The sequence below is a fragment of the Streptomyces sp. CoH27 genome, from assembly GCF_020181035.1.
Taxonomy (GTDB): Bacteria; Actinomycetota; Actinomycetes; order Streptomycetales; family Streptomycetaceae; genus Streptomyces; species Streptomyces camelliae.
Genome location: NZ_JAIQYY010000001.1, coordinates 95,823 through 112,365, shown reverse-complemented (window position 1 = coordinate 112,365; position 16,543 = coordinate 95,823). Strand labels below are relative to the sequence as shown.

Sequence of the window (16,543 nt, the reverse complement as noted above, 5' to 3'; positions counted from 1 at the left end):
CGCGTCAGAGGACATCGAGCAGATCGGCCACCGGCCGTCGCGGGCTCGCGGGCCCTTCGGGGCCGTAGCCGAGCCGGATCACCATCTGGACGTGCGCCATTGCGGAGACGGGGTCGGGGACGGCCCACCGGATCTCCGGCCACTCCAAAGGCTGGGAGGTGACCGAGACGACCAGTCCGTCCATCGAGGCCCGCAGCCAGACACGCTCCACTGCCTGACCCGCCCGCAGCCAGTCCGCCGGTCCGTCGCGGGTCGTACCCAGCAGAGCGATGTCGGGGTTCTTCTCGAAGGGCGCCCAGCCGCGCCCGGGGACCTTGCGGCCGACGGCGAAGTCACGCACGGGGACCGAGGTGCCGCGCCGGCGCGGTCCGAACGCCTCGGCGGGGATGCCGTCGGACGCTGCGGCGGCGCCGGACGGTTCCGTACGCGTCCACCGCGCCGTCTCCTCGCGCAGGCCCGGGTCGGCCCCTTCCCTGCCCTCGGCGTCCCGCACCAGTTCCAGGACCGACCGCACATGCCAGGCACCGGGGAACAGCAGCTGCGCGCCCTCGGCGCGGGCCGCCTCGCACCGCCCCTCGCGCACGAGGGCGGGGACCGCCTCGTCGCGGTGGGGCCGGCGGCTGGAGTGCCGGCGGCGGACCGCGGGCCGCAGCGGGGCCGACGCCGCGTCGGGCGCTCCGGCGCCGCACAGATGCAGCTCGGCGAGGAACTCCGGACAGGCCGCGTCGGGCAGCAGCCGGACGACCGGCGCCGGCCCCGCCGCGGCGGCGGCCACGCGCAGGTCGAACAGCGCGGCCCCGCAGCCCAGGTGCGGTGCAGACCCCGGTTGTCCGGGCCGCGAGCCCGCGGCAGGGTGCGCTCCGGGTCGGCGTACAGGCGCAGCACACCGAGATCCCGTAGGTGACGGAACGCCCAGGGCTGTGCGTCGTGCAGCGAGGGTGCGGCGCCGGCGTCCGCCACGAGCGCCGTGACGGTGTTCACGTCCAGCGGTTGTGTGGTCATGGTGACCGCCTTCGTGACGGTCCGGCGGCTCACCCGGAGGACGGGACGGCGATGACCGGGCAGCGGGCGTGGTGCAGCACACCCCGGCTGACCGACCCCAGCAGCATGCCGGTGAAGCCTCCGCGCCCCCGGGTCCCCACGACCAGGCCGAGCGCGTGGGCCGAGGCGTCGGTGAGCACCTGCACGGGATGTCCGACGACCAGTTCGTGACGCAGGTCCACTTCGGGGAAGCGGTCGCGGCGGCCCGCCACGATCTCGGACAGCAGCCCCCGGGCCTCCTGCTGCGGCCCGTGCTCGTCGAAGATCCTCAGCGGCCCGGACTCCCGGACGAGCAGAGCCCGCAGCTCGGCGCCGTGCAAGGCCGCCTCCTCGAACGCCACGTCGACCGCGGCGGCCGAGTGCGGGCTGCCGTCGACGCCGACCACGAAGTACGCGGGATCCTGGACGATGTGTTCCGGCTCGGGCACGACCACCAGGGGGCAGTGCGTGTGGGCCATGAGCGGCAGGGCGACGGACACGGAGCCGAACAGTTCCTGCGTCCGGTCCAGATGCCGCGATCCCAGCACGACGGCGGTGGCGTCGCGGCTCTGCTCACGCAGCACCCACACCGGGTCGCCCTCCGCGAGCAGGGCATCGACCTCCGGCTGCGGGTGCCTGGCGGCGACGAAGTCCGCCGCCGCCTCCAGCACGCGTCGGCCCGCTTTGTGCAGCGCCTCGTTCCACTCCTCCCAGGACGGCGGGACCTCCCGCCCCCGGTACCCCCTGGTCGGCACGCCCTCGACATGGACGCAACGGGAGCCGGCGGCGGGCGGCCTCGTCGGCAGCCCAGGCCAGCGCCGTGTGCCGGGCCGGATCCGGATCGACGCCCACCACGACCGGCCGGCGGTCACCGGGCCGGGACATGGCCGCCTCCGGACATCACCTCGCCGGTCACCGCGGGTCCGGCGGCCCGGTCCGTGTCATTCAGTGGTGCGGGAGCGGCCATCGCCCTCGCCTCCTCCCTGCGGTGGCGCGGACGAGCACCGCCGCCGGTTCCATCGAAGGTTCTGCCGGGGCCGGCCTGCCAGGGGCCATTGGTCCCCAGGGCGGCCCCGTAGGCCCTGGCGGCGCACCGGGACGGGTCACGGTGTACGAGCCGAGAGCGTGGAGGAGGGTGGCGCGGCCGCGGGCCGGCGCGGCCGGGCGTCGATGCCGGAGCGCACCATGGCCGTCAGGTGCTCAAGGGCCCGGGACCGGACCGGCGCGACCGGCTCCGGACTCTCGATCCGGCGAGCTGTCTCGGGCAGCGCGGCGACGTCCTCGCGGAATCGCTCTCGGGCGTCCCGCAGCCGGTCGGGCGGGCCCGTCCGGCGCCCGCCGCGCATCACCGTGCGCAGCAGGGGCCGTGCCGCGTCCGGCGGTTCCTCGTCCGCCAGGGCGATGACGTCGGGTCGTCCGGGCCGGCGGAAGACCTGTTTGCGGCCCGGGGCCGTGACCTTCGCCGAGGACAGCTTCATGACGGGACGGCCGGCGTACTCGACCAGCTTGTACGCGGCGTCCAGGTACGGGGCGTCCGCGGCCACGCCCACCCGTGTGCCCACCGCGTACACGTCGATCGGCGCGCCGGCGCGCACCAGCCGGTCCACGGCGTACTCGTCGAGTCCGCCGCTGGCCACGATCCGTACGTCGTCCAGGCCGGCGGTGTCCAGCAGCGCGCGGGCCCGGCGTGCCAGCGCTTCGAGATCACCGCTGTCCAGACGGATGGCACAGCCGGGACCGCGCCGCAGGCCGGTCAGCACCCGGGCAGCGGTGCGCACCCCCTCCTCGGTGTCGTAGGTGTCGACGAGGAAGGTGACCGGGCCGGGGTGGCTCAGCGCGAAGGCACGGAAGGCGGCCTCCTCGTTCGGGAAGGCCTCGATGTAGGAGTGCGCCATGGTGCCCGAGGCCGGGATGCCGAGGGCGGTGGCCGCGACGACATTGCTCGTGCCGGCGAACCCCACCAGGGCACCCAGCCGGGCGGCCTGGAACCCCGCCCACGGACCGTGGGTGCGGCGCAGCGAGAAGTCCACGACCTGCCGTCCGGCCGCGGCCAGCACGCAGCGTGCCGCCTTGGTCGCCACCGACGTCTGGTGGCAGAGCTGGTTCAGCAGGTACGTCTCGACGAGCTGGGCCTGGGGCAGCGGCGCGGTCAGCTCCAGCAGCGGCTCTCCGGCGCACACCACACGGCCTTCCGGTACGGCCCGGACCTCGCCCTCGAAACAGAGGCCGCGAAGCGGCAGCAGGTCGTGCACCGGGCGACGCAGGGCGGCCGCGAACTCCTCGACGTCCTCGCGCTCGACGCGGTAGCCGGCCAGGAAGTCCAGGGCGGATTCCAGACCGGCGGCGACCAGGAAGCCGCGGCCGGGCGGGAGGTCGCGGACGAAGAGACTGAAGGTGGCCGGTGCGTGCATGTCCTCGCGCAGGTAGGACAGGGCCATGGTCACTTCGTAGAGATCGGTGGTGGTGACGTCGGACATGGTGATCGCCGCCGCATGTGGTCGCTTCTCCCGGCACCAGTCTGATCGTGCCAGGTATGGGTAAAAAGGACATAGGGGACCCCGGCAGGGGCTGTTCGGCCTCAGTGCGACAGCGCCGGGGCGCGCTGCACTGGAGGCGCCGGCGGACGACGACAACCGAGGAGGTACGGCGATGGCCACACTGACACGCAGGCAGAGGTTCCCGTTCCCGGAGATCCCGGACTGGTTCGAGACGATTCCCAGCAGGCTCACGATGCCCGCGGTCCGTATCGAGGACTACCTGGAGGAGGGGCGCTACGTGCTGCGCGCCGAGCTTCCCGGCATGGCCCCCGAGGACATCGACGTCGTGATCGGCGACGGGGTGCTGACGGTCCAGGCCGAGCGCACCGAGCGGGAGGTGGACAAGAGCCACAGCGAGATCCGGTACGGCGAGATGAGCCGCAGCGTGACGCTGCCGCCCGGCGCCGACGAGGACGACGTCAAGGCCGACTACACCAACGGCATGCTGACCGTCAGCGTGGGGCTGGGCGTCGAGAAGGCGGAGGCCCGGCACGTCGAGATCCAGCACGGCAGCTGACGAGGACGCCTTGCGTCCGCGGCGGGCCCGAGCGGGCCCGCCGACGTCTGCGCGCTTCGCGCCGCGGTCACGCCGCGCGAAGCGGCCCCAGCGACGCCGTACCGCCTCCTCGTGCTCGCCTCCCAGGGCCGGTTCCACGGCCGCGAGGTCCCCCTCAAACCGGGGAGCCCAGCGCCGGCGCAGCGACGCGAAGTCGTCGACGTGCCGGGCTGCGGCCACTGGACCCGGCAGGACCGGCCCGAGGCCGTCACGTACGCGCTGCTGGACTTCTTGCGCGCCCTGTAGAAGCCGCTCCCCCGAGAACGCCCTAGTCCCGTGGCTCCAGGTGGGACGCGAGGACCGCCGCCTGGACCCGGCGCTGGACACCGAGCTTGGACAGCATCCGCGAGATGTGGTTCTTGACGGTCTTCTCCGACAGGTACAGCTTCTTGCCGATCTCCCGGTTGGTCAGACCGTCGCCGATAAGGGTCAGGATGTCCCGCTCCCGGGGCGACAGGCCGGCCAGCTCCGGCGGCAGCGCGGGAGCCACGGCCGGATCGCGCAGAGAGTGCATGAGGCGCGCCGTGGTCGCGGGGTCCAGCATCGACTGTCCCGAGGCCACGGTGCGGACCGCCGAGACGAGGTCGGAGCCCTTGATCTGCTTCAGCACATAGCCGGACGCTCCGGCCATGATCGCGTCCAGCAGCGCCTCCTCGTCGTCGAAGGACGTCAGCATCAGACACGCGAGCTCCGGCATCCGGTCGCGCAGTTCCCGGCAAACCGTGATGCCGTCGCCGTCGGGGAGCCGGACGTCCAGTACGGCGACGTGCGGGCGCAGCGCGGGGCCACGGGTGAGCGCGTGCTCGGCGGTGTCCGCGTCGCCGACCACCTGGATGTCCGGTTCGGCGTCGAGGAGATCGGCCAGTCCGCGCCGGACGACTTCGTGGTCGTCCAGCAGGAACACCCGGATCGGGTCCCGCTCGGTGAAGGTGCGTGGCTCGGTCATGACGACCTCTCGTTCCCCGGTGACGGACAGACTACGGGCCGTTCGTGAGGCCGATCATGACCTTTCGCGGCCGTACGCACTAGGGCCGTCCGGCCCCACTCGCCTGCCCGGCGCCGTGCGCGAGGTCGAACCGCACGTCCACCACCCCTTCGACGGCCCGTACCAGGCGTGCGGCCACCGGGATCAGCGCGCTGTCGCGGATGTGGCCCGTCAGAGTGACGATGCCGTCCGCCACCTCCACCTGGACGGTTGAGGCGGACAGCGGGAAGAGGTACGACACGATCTCGCGCCGGACCTCCCCGGCGATGTCCTCGTCGTCGCGCAGGAAGACCTTGAGCAGGTCGGCGCGGCTGACGATGCCCTGGAGCAGCCCGGTCTCGTCGACGACGGGCAGCCGTTTGACGCCGCCCCGCGCCATGAGCCGTGCGGCCTCGGCGACGGTGGCGCTCGCCCGGACGGTGAGGGCGGGGGAGGACATCAGGTCGCCCGCGGTCATCCCCTCGGCCTTCGCCACGTCGACCGGCTGACGCAGCTGGAGGTAGGCCGCGTCCGGGGCGTCCCGCAGCTCCTCCTTGGGCAGCAGGTCGGCCTCGGAGACGACACCGACCACCCGGCCCTCGCCCTCGATCACCGGGAGGGCGCTGACCTGCCAGTCCTGCATCAGCTGCACGATCTCCTTGAACGGCGCCCGCCGGCCGATGGCGGCGACCGTCTGGGTCATGACATCGCTGACGATGTGCGAGGTGCCGTGCATGGTGAGCTCCATCGGGTCTGCGTGGGTCCTGCCCCTACCAGCCTGTGCCGGTGCGGGACGCCTGGCCAGGGCCACCTGGCCCCTCGCACCGGCTCGGCCGGCATGCGGGCCGCGGCGCACACGACGAGCGCGCCGAGCACCGCGGCGGGCGTGCGGGGCAGTAGCGGCCTGAGGACGTCTCACCCGTCACGTCCACACTGCACGCTCCGTCGGCTCCGCCGACAGGGCCGTTCCGCCTCGTGCCGGGCGCCGTCGGGGGAACCCGGACACCGGGGCCGTTCGGCCCCGCGCAGGGACCTGCGGCCCCTGACCGTGCGGCCCCGGCGTCACCACGCTGGTATCGGATTGCTCGTCCCGGGAGGTGCCGGCCATGACCCGACCCATCACCGTGGGCCTCGACGACTCGGCCGAGAGCCGGGCAGCCGCCGCATGGGCGGCCCGGGAAGCCCGTCTGCGCGGACTGCCGGTGAAGCTCCTGCACGCCTTCGAGCCCGCGCCCGTGCCCGTGGCCCAGGCACCGCTGCTCGGCACCGAGACCGGTCAGGACTGGGCGGCAAGCATTCCGGCCGAGGCCGCGGAAGGGCTTCGGCTGCGCCACCCGGGTGTCGAGGTGATCGTCGACCGCGTCACCGGCGAACCCTCCCAGGCCCTGGCCGAGGCGGCGGACGCGGCGGAGATGCTGGTGCTGGGCTCGCGCGGCTTCGGCGGGATCGGCGGGTTCATGGTCGGCTCGGTCAGCCTGTCCGTCATCGCCCACGCCGCCCGTCCGGTGGTACTGGTGCGCGCAGGGGAGCAGGCCGCCGACGAACACCGGACGGACCCCGCGGGCATCCCGTCGGCCGCGACCCCCTTCCGGCCCGTCGTCGTCGGCCTCGACACCGACGACGTGGACGAGACGCTGATGGAGTTCGCCTTCGACGCCGCCGCACGCCGTGGGGCATCCCTGAGGATCGCGCACGGCTGGCCGGAGCCGCCCACCGCCTTCTACCGCTTCTACGGCGACGCGGAACTCTACGGCACCCTCGCGCGTGAGCAGGCGGCCGCCCTGAGCGAGGCGGTGCGCCCATGGCGGCAGAAGTTCCCCGGCGTCGACGTGATCGAGGCGAGCCGCTGCGGAAGCGCCGCGCAGGTCCTCGTCACCGCCTCGCGCGACGCCTCCCTGACCGTGGTCGGCCGGCGCATCCGGACCAACCCGTTCGGCGCCCACATCGGTCACGTCACCCACGCCGTACTGCACCACGTCGTCGCGCCCGTCGCGGTCGTCGCCCACAGCTGAGATGCGGCGAGGACGAGGAGAGCAACCGAGGAGAGAGAAGCATGGCGGATCTTCCGATCGTCGTGGGCGTGGACGGCTCGGAACCGAGCCTGCGTGCCGTGGACTGGGCGGCGGACGAGGCCGCCCTGCGCGGGGCACCGCTGCGGCTGGTGTACGCCTCGCTCTGGGACCGCTACGAAGGCGCCCTGATCGCGCAGGAACTCGGCAGACCGGCGGAGGAGGTGACGGCACCGGACGTCGTCGGCACCGCCCGGCAACGGGCCGCGCGCCGCCGGCCCGAGGTCCAGGTCAGCACGGACGTACTGCCCGACGAGCCGGAGTACGGGCTCGTGCGGGAGAGCCGCACCGCCCGCGCCGTCGTGCTGGGCTGCCGGGGCCGCAGCGGGATCGCCGAGGCCCTCCTCGGCTCCGTCGGTGTCACGGTCGCCGGGCACGCGCACTGCCCGGTCGTGGTGCTGCGCGGCAGCCATGACAACCAGGCCCGGTCCGGAACCCGGGGCCGTGTCGTCCTCGGCGTCGCCGGGAAACCCGAGGGCGCGGCCGCCGTACGGTTCGCGGCCGAGGAGGCACTGCTGCGCGGAGTGCCGCTGGAAGCCGTACGGGCCTGGCGCCGCCCCGGGCACGCGACCACGGGCCATCCGCCCACGGACTTCGTCCAGGGGCACCCCCGGCTCGTCGGCACGCCGGCGCACCTCCACGAGCTGCAGGCCGCCGAGGCGGTGGAGGATGCTCTGCGGGACGCACCGGCCGACCTCGAAGTGCACCGCCGCACCGTCGAGGGCCACGCCCGCGACGCGCTGCTTGCCGCGTCCCACGAGGCCGACCTGCTCGTCGTCGGATCCCGGCGCCGGCACGGTCACTACGGACTCCAGCTCGGCCGCGTCGCCCACGGCGTACTGCACCACGCGGCGTGCCCCGTGGCCGTCGTACCCGAGCCTTCCTGACGGACCGGCGAACCGAGTCCGGCGGGCACCCCGGCGGGCACCCCTGAGCCGGCACCGGCACGCGCCGGGCCCGCACGGCCGAGTCGCTGCTGCGCGGAGGGCTACGGAAGGGGCCGGTGCGGTCCTTCGGGGCCGGGGTGCGCCGTACCGGCCGGCCAGGCCAGGGCGCGGGTGACGTCGGCGACGGTGAGGATGCCCACGAGCCTGCCGCCGTCCACGACCAGGGCACGCCGGACCGGGCTCTCCTGGAGACGGGGAAGCAGGTCGAGCACGGGCTCGTCCGGAGCCGCTGTCAGGACCTCGGTGAGCGGGCGCATCACGTCGCCGACGGTCGTGTGCGCACGCTCCTGCGGTGGGGTCCGGTCCACGCGCCGCACCGTGACCAGGCCGGCGACCGACCCGTCCGCCGCCAGGACCGGGAACGCCGAGTGCCGGTAGGGACCGAAGGGACCCTCGGCCAGGAAGTCGGAGAGAGCCGCCGTCGCGGGGACGGTGACCGGATCCGGAGTCATGACCCGGCTGACCGGAACACCGTCCAGGACGCCCCGCAGCTGTGCCTGACGGGCCTCGGCGGTGGCCGCGGCGATGAGGAACCAGCCGATCAGCGCCGGCCACAGACCGGTGATGTCTCCCGCGAACAGGACGTCCGCGAACCCGGTCAGCACCATGAACCAGCCGAGCAACCGGCCCGCCGCCGTGGCGCCCCGGGTGGCCCGCAGCCGGTCGCCGGTGCGGTGCCACAGATAGGCCCGCAGCAGCCGCCCGCCGTCCAGCGGAGCGGCGGGCAGCGCGTTGAAGACGGCCAGCAGCACATTGATCGCGGCCAGCCAGACGGCCGCCTCGACCACCAGCCCCGACGCGTGCACCGCGCGCAGCCCCACCGCGGCGCCCGCGAGTACGGCACCGGCCAGCAGGCTCGTCAGGGGACCCACCGCAGCGATCCGCAGCTCGGCGGCCGGAGACGGTGCCTCGCCGCGCAGCCGGGCGGCGCCGCCCAGCATCCACAGCGTGATGCCTTCCACCTGCACGCCGTTGCGCCGGGCGACCACGGCGTGCGCCAGTTCGTGCGCGAGCAGGGAGGCGAGGAAGACGACTGCGGTCAGGACGGCGAGCGCCCAGTACGCCACGGGGGAGTGACCGGGGTGGGCGGCGGGGAGACGCCCGCGTGCCAGCGCGACGGTGATGAGGGCGAAGATGACCAGGACGCTCCAGTGGAGGCCGATGCGGACCCCGGCGATCCGGCCGAGGGGCAGTGTCTCGTCCATGAACCTCGCCTCGCCTTCCGCCGCGCACCGCATGGGCCACCGCTTCCGCGCTCCTGCCGCGCAGCACGTCCGGGGTACCTTCAGCGTGCGGCGCCCGGCGTCCCCGCCGCAGGGGCCGGTCGGCTCTCGTCGGGGACGGTCGGTCCCGGCGCGGCCGGCGCGGCCGGCGGGGCGGGGCGGGGCGGGGCGTACTGGGCGGGCGCTCGACCGGGCCAGCCGCGCCGGTGGCCCCAGCGGGGCTCCGCCACATCCCACATGCGGTCCCGGCGGGCCATGCGCCGCCGGTCGAGCCGCGCCCGCGCGAAGACCAGTGTCTGTCCGGTGTGCCAGGTGCCGTCCGGTGCCGCCCAGCGCACCACCGCCCGGACCTGGCCGTCCGCCGACGGAGCGGACACGGCGCCGCCGCGTCGGCCAGGAGTACGGCACGGACGGCGTGCCGGAGCGCGCGCTGCTGCGCGAACACGTACTCGGCGGCACGGGCCGCCGTCAGCCCGCCGACCCGCCGCCGACCAGCACGACCACCCAGAGGGCCACGACGATCCACGCCTCGGCCACGTCCTCGCGCCGGCGCAGCGGATTGTCGCGCCAACGCCCCAGCGGATTCCTGGCGTTCATCGGAACACCTCCTCGTCGGGTGGCGCCGCCGTCGACACCGCCGTGAGCACGTCGATCGCGCCGAGCAGGGGTACGACTGTCGCTCCGCCGGGAGCGGGGCGGGATCCGGCCGACCGAGGAATGCGGTGCTCGTCGGTCACGACCGGCGGGTGGTTCAAGACCATGGGGAGATCGAACCGGGCAGGCAGGGGCGGACGACAGGGCCGTCCGGCCCTGGTCGTCGGTCCGTCCGGGGGTACCCGCGCCGCCGGTGAGGGCCGGGGGTGGGGCTCCTGCGGCACTGCCCGGTCCGAGGTGAGGGCCGTACGGCCCAAGCGGAACGGTTCGCGCGCTGGCGAAGCTGAGCGTGCGGGGTGGTGTCCGGCCCCGCGCCGGACACGCCGATCCCGCGACGACCGGCCGAAGAGGGTGAGGAACGCCATGAAGGGCTTCGTCTTCCAAGGTGCCGGACAGGCGTCCTGGCAGGACGTCCCGGACCCCGGCATCAAGGAGCCGACCGACGCGATCGTGCAGGTCGGCGTCGTGACGATCTGCGGGACGGATCTGCACATCCTCAAGGGCGACGTGCCCGAGGTGAGCGCCGGTACGGTCCTCGGCCACGAGGCGGTCGGAGAGATCGTCGAGGTCGGCAGCGACGTACGCGGCGTGCGGCCCGGGGACCGGGTGCTGATGTCCTGCATCACCTCCTGCGGCCGGTGCCGCTTCTGCCGGGAGCGGCGCTACGGCCAGTGCCGGGGCGGCGGGGGCTGGATCCTCGGCCGTCTGATCGACGGCACCCAGGCCGAGTACGTGCGCGTCCCGCACGCCGACCTGTCCGTCCATCCGCTGCCCGCCACCGTCCGCAGTGAGGACGCCGTCCTGTTCGCGGACATCTTCCCGACCTCCTACGAGGTGGGTGTCCGCAACGGGCAAGTGCGGCCCGGAGACACCGTGGCCGTGGTCGGCGCCGGGCCGATCGGACTCGCCGCGATCGCCACGGCCCGGCTGTTGTCCCCCGAGCGGATCATCGCCGTGGACCTGGCCCCGGCCCGGCTGGAGGCGGCCCACCGGCTCGGCGCCGACGCGGTCGCGGACGCCCGGGAGGCCCCCGGCCAGCTGGTCGCCGACCTGACCGACGGACTCGGCGCGGACGTGGTCATGGAGGCGGTCGGTGTCCCGGAGAGCTTCGAGCTGTGCACCCGCATGGTCCGCCCGGGCGGGCACGTGGCCAACATCGGCGTGCACGGCAGACCGGCCACGCTGCACCTCGAAGAGCTGTGGAGCAAGGACGTGACCATCACGACGGGCCTGGTGGACACCGACTCCACCCCGACCCTGCTGCGGCTGGCCGCCGCCGGCCGGCTGCCCACCGGGCACCTGGTCACCCACACCTTCCCGGTGGAGCAGATGGAGGAGGCCTACGACGTCTTCGCCAAGGCCGCCGAGACCGGCGCGCTCAAGGTGGCGCTCGGCGGCGAGCGGCACGACGTGGCCGTTCCCACGGCCTGAACGGGAAGGCAAGCGGGGTCCCCGGACAGGACAGCGAGCCGGAGTCGCCGAGGCGGTGCGCAGCCCGGTACGCGCACCGCCTCAGCGGTGTTCTTCGACCGGGCTGGTGAGCAGCACACCCGCGACCAGTTCGGGATGGATGCGTACCGCCTGGTCCATGCCCTGCTGCGGCGCCCACGGGGGCAACAGGGAGCGGATACGGGCCAGTTCGCGCGGGTCGGTGACGAGGCTGGCGTACCCCGTGACCACCACGCTCCAGCCGAGGTGCGTGACGGGGTCGATGGCGTCGGCCTCGTAGGCGACCACCACGCCGGTGCCGGGGTCCTGCCAGGCGTGCGAGGTGAGCGCCGCCCCCTCGTGGATGCGGATGACGATGTCGCCGTCGTCCAGGATGTGGTTGACCGGGCGGACGGTGGGCAGGGCCTGCCGGGTGAAGACGATCCGGCCCAGGGGCACGCTGGCGAGCAGTCGCAGCGCCTCGGCCCGGTCGAGCTCCACACGGCGGCGGATCGGCTCGTGGTCCTGGATCATGGCTGGCTCCGCTCACCTGCTGTCACCCGTGTCGGTCCCGCCGAGAGCGGCCCGTCCGGCCTCCAGACGGGCCACCGGGACCCGGAACGGAGAGCAGGAGACGTAGTCCAGTCCGGCGGTGTGGAAGAAGCGGATCGACTCCGGGTCGCCGCCGTGCTCGCCGCAGACGCCGGTCTGCAGACCGGGCCGGGCCGCACGTCCCTCCTCGACGGCGATCCGGACCAGTCGGCCCACACCCTCGCGGTCGAGCGTCTCGAACGGCGAGGAGGCGAACACGCCCTTGTCCAGGTAGGCGGAGAAGAACGCGGCCTCGACGTCGTCGCGGGAGAAACCCCAGGTGGTCTGGGTCAGGTCGTTGGTGCCGAAGGAGAAGAACTCCGCCTCCTGGGCGATCCGGCCCGCCGTGAGCGCGGCCCGGGGCAGTTCGATCATCGTGCCGACGGGGCAGTGCACCGCCACGCCGGTCTCCTCGCCGACCTCGGCCAGCACCCGCGCCACCTCCTCGCGGGCGAGCCGCAGTTCCTCGACCGAACCGACCAGCGGGACCATGATCTCCGCCCGGGGCGAGCCGCCGGCCCGCACCCGCTCGGCCACCGCCTCGGCCACCGCCCGCACCTGCATCGCCACGAGCCCCGGCACCACGAGCCCGAGCCGGACGCCGCGCAGGCCGAGCATCGGGTTCTGCTCGTGCATGCGGTTCACGGCGTCGAGCAACTCCACGTCGTGCGGCTCGGGTTGTCCACCCGCGGCCTCCGCGACGGCGACACGGACGGCGAGTTCGGTGCGGTCGGGCAGGAACTCGTGCAACGGCGGATCGAGCAGGCGGATGGTGACGGGCAGCCCGTCCATCGCCCGCAGGATGCCCGCGAAGTCCTGTCGCTGGAGCGGGAGAAGAGCCGCCAGCGCCTTGGCACGGCCCGCGTCGCCACGGGCGAGGATCATCTCCTCGACCAGCTTGCGCCGCTCGCCGAGGAACATGTGCTCGGTGCGGCACAGCCCGATGCCCTGAGCCCCGAACCGCCGGGCCCGCGCGGCGTCCTCGGGCGTGTCGGCGTTGGCCCGGACCTCCAGACGGCGTACCACGTCGGCGTGTTCCAGGGCGCGGGCGACCGCCGCGACCACGCTGCCGGTCTGTTCGCCGGACTCCAGATACCGCATCGTGGCGGAGGCGACGAGCGGCACCGCTCCCGCGTACACGGCACCCGTGGAGCCGTCCACCGAGATGAAGGTGCCCTCCTCGACGACCGTGCCGTCGCGGGCGGTGAACCGCCGCGCGCCCGTGTCGACGGCGATGTCCTGCGCACCGCACACACAGACCCGGCCCATGCCCCGGGCGACGACGGCCGCGTGGCTGGTCTTGCCGCCCCTGCTGGTCAGCACCGCCCGGGCCGCGACCATGCCGGGCAGGTCGTCGGGGGTCGTCTCCTCGCGTACGAGCACGACCCGCTCGCCGGCGGCGGCCCGCCGTACCGCCTCGGCGGAGTCGAAGACGGCCGCACCGGACGCCGCGCCGGGCGAGGCGGGCACGCCGTGGGCGAGCGCCGGGCCGGCCCGGCCGGTGTCGAAGCGGGGGAACATCAGCCGGCCGAGCTGTTCCCCGTGCACCCGGCCCAGCGCCTCGTCGGGGGTGATGAGCCCCTCGCCGGCCAGTTCCGCGGCGATGGCGAAGGCGGCTTCGGCGGTGCGTTTGCCGATCCGGGTCTGCAGCATCCACAGCGTGCCGCGCTCGATGGTGAACTCGATGTCGCACAGGTCGCGGTAGTGCCGCTCCAGCGTCTGCGCGTGGTCCCGCAGCTGCCGGTAGGAGCGCGGGTCCAGCCGCTCCAGCGCGGAGAGGGGCACGGTGTCACGGATGCCGGCGACGACGTCCTCGCCCTGGGCGTTCGGCAGGTAGTCGCCGTACAGGCCGGGCTGTCCGGTGGCCGGGTCGCGGGTGAAGGCGACGCCGCTGCCGGAGTCGGGGCCGAGGTTGCCGAACACCATGCGCTGCACGGTGACCGCGGTGCCCAGGTCGTCCGGGATGTGCTCGCGCCGCCGGTACACGCGGGCCCGCCCGGCGTTCCAGGACCGGAACACGGCGAGGACCGCCTGCCGCAACTGCCCGGCGGGGTCCTGCGGGAAGTCCTGGCCGGTCTCGTCGCGGATCAGCCTCTTGTACGTCTCCACCAGCCAGGCGAGGTCGGACGCGTCCAGATGGACGTCGTCGGGCGCCTCCCGGGCCCCCTTCAGCAGAACCATGGCCTCGCCGAACAGAGCAGGGTCGACGCCCATCACGGTGCTGCCGAACATCTGCACCAGCCGGCGGTAGGAGTCCCAGGCGAAACGCTCGCTTCCGGACACCTTCGCGAGGCCGAGCACGGAGTCGTCGTTCAGGCCGATGTCGAGGACCGTCTCCATCATGCCGGGCATGGAGTAGCGAGCGCCGGAGCGTACGGAGACCAGCAGCGGATCGTCGGGCTGCCCCAGCAGCCGCCCGGTCGTCTCCTCCAGCGCCGACAGATGCCGGGACACCTCCGCCGCCATGCCGTCCGGCTCCGCACCGGTGGCCAGGAAGGCGCGGCAGGCCTCGGTGGTGACGATGAACCCCGGCGGCACCGGCAGACCAAGCCGGGTCATCTCGGCCAGATTGGCGCCCTTGCCGCCGAGCAGACCGGCCAGGTCACGGCCCCCGTCCCGGAAGTCGTACACATAACGGACCATGGCGGGCACTCCTCGGCAGCGCGGTCTCGCGTACGACTCCAGCGTCGGCCGGGACCGTACGGCCGGGGAGGTGCCCACGGTCCCCCTGACCGGGCCGATCGGCCCCGGCCGGAGCGGACCGTGCCGGGCGGACCCGGCAGAGCGGCCGGTTGCACCGGTCCGAATACCGTTGCCCGCCCGGGCGGGCTACGGTGGAGCCGACCCCGGATGCCGGGTCCGCGAGCCGAGGGACCGGGAGGCACACGGTGGGAACTCCCGACGAGCTCCGCGAACTGCTGCCCCAGCTGAAGCTCGACGAGCTGCTGGGGGAGCTGCAGGCGCGGATCGACGCCGTGCGCGGCACCCGGGACCGCGTGCACAGCCTGCTCGGCGCGGTCCTCGCCGTCGGCCGGGAACTGGACCTGGAACACGCCCTGCGCTCCATCGTCGAAGCCGCCGCGACCCTGGTGGACGCCGAGTACGCGGCCCTCGGTGTCATCGGCCCCGACGGCACGACGCTGTCGGGCTTCCACACTGTCGGCGTCACCGAGGGGCAGATCGCCGAGATCGGCGCGCTGCCCGAGGGCCACGGCATCCTCGGCGAGCTGATCCGCCACCCCGAGCCCCTGCGCCTGGAAAAGCTCTCCCAGCACTCCGCCTCGTACGGCTTCCCGGCCCATCACCCGCCGATGAACAGTTTCCTGGGCGTCCCGATCCGGGTCCGCGACCAGGTCTTCGGCAATCTGTACCTGACCGAGAAGCGCGGCGGACTCGCCTTCGACGAGGAGGACGAGGCGGTCCTGTCCACGCTGGCCGTCGCCGCCGGCGTCGCCATCGACAACGCCCGGCTGTACGAGGACTCCCGGCTGCGCGAGCGCTGGCTGAGGGCGAACGCCGAGATCACGCACAGCCTGATGTCCGGCAGCGATCGCGCCGAGGCGCTGGACCTCATCGCGGAACGCGCGAGGGAGATCTCCGGCTCCGCCCTCGCCGCGGTCGCGATGCCCGTGGAGGGCAGCGAGGCGCTCGGCGTGGAGATTGCGGTCGGTATGGACGGGGAGGCCCACCGGGGTCTCGTACTGCCCCTGGACCGGACGCTGATGGGGCTGGCGTTCTCCACCGCCGCCCCGGTCATCAGTGACGACGTCTTCCACGACGAGCGGATCTCCGCGGAACCCCCGCGCTTCGCGGGGCTCGGTCCCGCCGTGGCCATCCCCATCGGAACCGGCGAGCGCGACGTGCGCGGAGTGGTGCTGCTGGCCCGCGAGACCGGCGGGCCGGTCTACTCCGCCAAGGAGACGGAGACGCTGCGGGGATTCGCCGCGCAGGCCGCGATCGCGATGGAGCTGGCCGAGCGCCGGCATGACGCCCAGCGGATCGCCGTGCTGCAGGACCGTGACCGGATCGCCCGCGATCTGCACGACCTGGCCATCCAGCGGCTGTTCGCCACCGGGATGACGCTGCAGAGCGCGGGCCGCTTCATCGACCACCCGGAGGCGTCCGAGCGGGTGCTGCGGGCCGTGGACGACCTGGACGAGACCATCAAGATCATCAGGTCGGCGATCTTCGGCCTGCGGACCCGTGAGAGCGGCGCGGGCGGCGGGCTGCGGGCCAGGGTCGTGCAGGTGGCCGGCGAGGCCGCGCGGGTGCTGGGCTTCGCGCCCAGCGTGCGCATGGAAGGCCTGCTCGACACCGATGTGCCGCGTGAGATCGCCGACCATGTCGTGGCCGTGCTCTCGGAGGCCCTGACCAACATCGCCCGGCACGCGCATGCCCACCGGGCGGACGTGGCGCTCACCACCGACGGCCGGGAGATCCGCCTGAAGGTCTCGGACAACGGCGTCGGCATCCCGGCCGACGGCCGGCGCAGCGGGCTGCGCAACATGGCCGAGCGGGCGGACCAGCTCGGCGGGCGGCTGGAGGTCGCCTGTG

General features: G+C 73.9%; 16 protein-coding genes and 1 pseudogene. 6 read left to right on the top strand and 11 right to left on the bottom strand.

The features are described from left to right. Positions 1–4: 4 nt before the first annotated feature. The 3 genes and pseudogenes from LE548_RS00495 to LE548_RS00485 all read right to left on the bottom strand — a co-directional run bounded on the left by LE548_RS00495 (position 5) and on the right by LE548_RS00485 (position 3,497). A pseudogene (locus LE548_RS00495) lies at positions 5–1,002 on the bottom strand (nitroreductase). A 29-nt stretch (positions 1,003–1,031) separates the two neighbouring features. Continuing rightward, positions 1,032–1,775 carry a universal stress protein gene (locus LE548_RS00490; protein ID WP_308029600.1) on the bottom strand — a complete coding sequence of 248 codons (744 nt, stop codon included), beginning with the start codon at positions 1,773–1,775 and terminating at the stop codon, positions 1,032–1,034. A 348-nt stretch (positions 1,776–2,123) separates the two neighbouring features. Further along, a complete protein-coding gene (locus tag LE548_RS00485; RefSeq protein WP_225094562.1) occupies positions 2,124–3,497 on the bottom strand; it encodes a nicotinate phosphoribosyltransferase in 1,374 nt (457 codons plus the stop codon). A gap of 172 nt (positions 3,498–3,669) precedes the next feature. Here LE548_RS00485 and LE548_RS00480 point away from each other — a divergent pair, with 172 nt between their 5' ends. Next, the gene (locus tag LE548_RS00480; RefSeq protein ID WP_225094561.1) at positions 3,670–4,074 is read left to right on the top strand and encodes an Hsp20/alpha crystallin family protein; all 405 of its coding nucleotides are present in this window, start codon (positions 3,670–3,672) and stop codon (positions 4,072–4,074) included. A gap of 111 nt (positions 4,075–4,185) precedes the next feature. Continuing rightward, entirely contained in the window at positions 4,186–4,359 is a 174-nt protein-coding gene (locus LE548_RS00475) for a hypothetical protein (protein ID WP_225094560.1), read from the top strand. A gap of 22 nt (positions 4,360–4,381) precedes the next feature. Here LE548_RS00475 and LE548_RS00470 read toward each other — a convergent pair whose 3' ends face one another. Both LE548_RS00470 and LE548_RS00465 read right to left on the bottom strand, forming a co-directional pair. After that, the gene (locus LE548_RS00470; RefSeq protein WP_225094559.1) at positions 4,382–5,059 is read right to left on the bottom strand and encodes a response regulator transcription factor; all 678 of its coding nucleotides are present in this window, start codon (positions 5,057–5,059) and stop codon (positions 4,382–4,384) included. Between the two features lie 79 nt (positions 5,060–5,138). Then, positions 5,139–5,813, bottom strand: a complete 675-nt coding sequence (locus LE548_RS00465; RefSeq protein ID WP_225094949.1) for a CBS domain-containing protein — start codon at positions 5,811–5,813, stop codon at positions 5,139–5,141. 370 nt (positions 5,814–6,183) lie between these two features. On the opposite strand from LE548_RS00465, the gene LE548_RS00460 reads away from it, so the two are divergent. Then, positions 6,184–7,089 (top strand): universal stress protein, encoded by a 906-nt coding sequence (locus LE548_RS00460; RefSeq protein ID WP_225094558.1) that lies wholly within the window; start codon positions 6,184–6,186, stop codon positions 7,087–7,089. 41 nt (positions 7,090–7,130) lie between these two features. Further along, the gene (locus LE548_RS00455; protein ID WP_225094557.1) at positions 7,131–8,033 is read left to right on the top strand and encodes a universal stress protein; all 903 of its coding nucleotides are present in this window, start codon (positions 7,131–7,133) and stop codon (positions 8,031–8,033) included. Positions 8,034–8,134: 101 nt separating this feature from the next. On the opposite strand, the gene LE548_RS00450 is transcribed toward LE548_RS00455, so the two are convergent. The 4 genes from LE548_RS00450 to LE548_RS00440 form a co-directional block, all read right to left on the bottom strand. Then, positions 8,135–9,298: a site-2 protease family protein gene (locus LE548_RS00450; RefSeq protein ID WP_225094556.1), complete on the bottom strand. Its 1,164-nt coding sequence runs from the start codon at positions 9,296–9,298 to the stop codon at positions 8,135–8,137. A gap of 80 nt (positions 9,299–9,378) precedes the next feature. After that, on the bottom strand, positions 9,379–9,693 hold the full coding sequence (locus LE548_RS00445) for a hypothetical protein (protein WP_225094555.1): 315 nt from the start codon (positions 9,691–9,693) through the stop codon (positions 9,379–9,381). A gap of 91 nt (positions 9,694–9,784) precedes the next feature. Continuing rightward, entirely contained in the window at positions 9,785–9,913 is a 129-nt protein-coding gene (locus LE548_RS45285; RefSeq protein ID WP_263635550.1) for a hypothetical protein, read from the bottom strand. Further along, positions 9,910–10,077: a hypothetical protein gene (locus LE548_RS00440; protein WP_225094554.1), complete on the bottom strand. Its 168-nt coding sequence runs from the start codon at positions 10,075–10,077 to the stop codon at positions 9,910–9,912. The genes LE548_RS45285 and LE548_RS00440 overlap by 4 nt, the downstream gene beginning before the upstream one ends. Before the next feature lie 256 nt (positions 10,078–10,333). Between LE548_RS00440 and LE548_RS00435 the strand changes: the two genes are divergently transcribed. Next, positions 10,334–11,401, top strand: a complete 1,068-nt coding sequence (locus tag LE548_RS00435; RefSeq protein WP_225094553.1) for a zinc-dependent alcohol dehydrogenase family protein — start codon at positions 10,334–10,336, stop codon at positions 11,399–11,401. A gap of 81 nt (positions 11,402–11,482) precedes the next feature. Here LE548_RS00435 and LE548_RS00430 read toward each other — a convergent pair whose 3' ends face one another. Both LE548_RS00430 and ppdK read right to left on the bottom strand, forming a co-directional pair. Then, positions 11,483–11,932, bottom strand: coding sequence for a pyridoxamine 5'-phosphate oxidase family protein (locus LE548_RS00430; protein ID WP_225094552.1), 450 nt, complete (start codon positions 11,930–11,932; stop codon positions 11,483–11,485). A gap of 12 nt (positions 11,933–11,944) precedes the next feature. Beyond that, the gene (gene ppdK / locus LE548_RS00425) at positions 11,945–14,632 is read right to left on the bottom strand and encodes a pyruvate, phosphate dikinase (RefSeq protein ID WP_225094551.1); all 2,688 of its coding nucleotides are present in this window, start codon (positions 14,630–14,632) and stop codon (positions 11,945–11,947) included. 245 nt (positions 14,633–14,877) lie between these two features. Between ppdK and LE548_RS00420 the strand changes: the two genes are divergently transcribed. Continuing rightward, positions 14,878–16,543: GAF domain-containing protein (locus LE548_RS00420; protein WP_225094550.1), on the top strand; the 1,666-nt coding region annotated here is incomplete at its 3' end.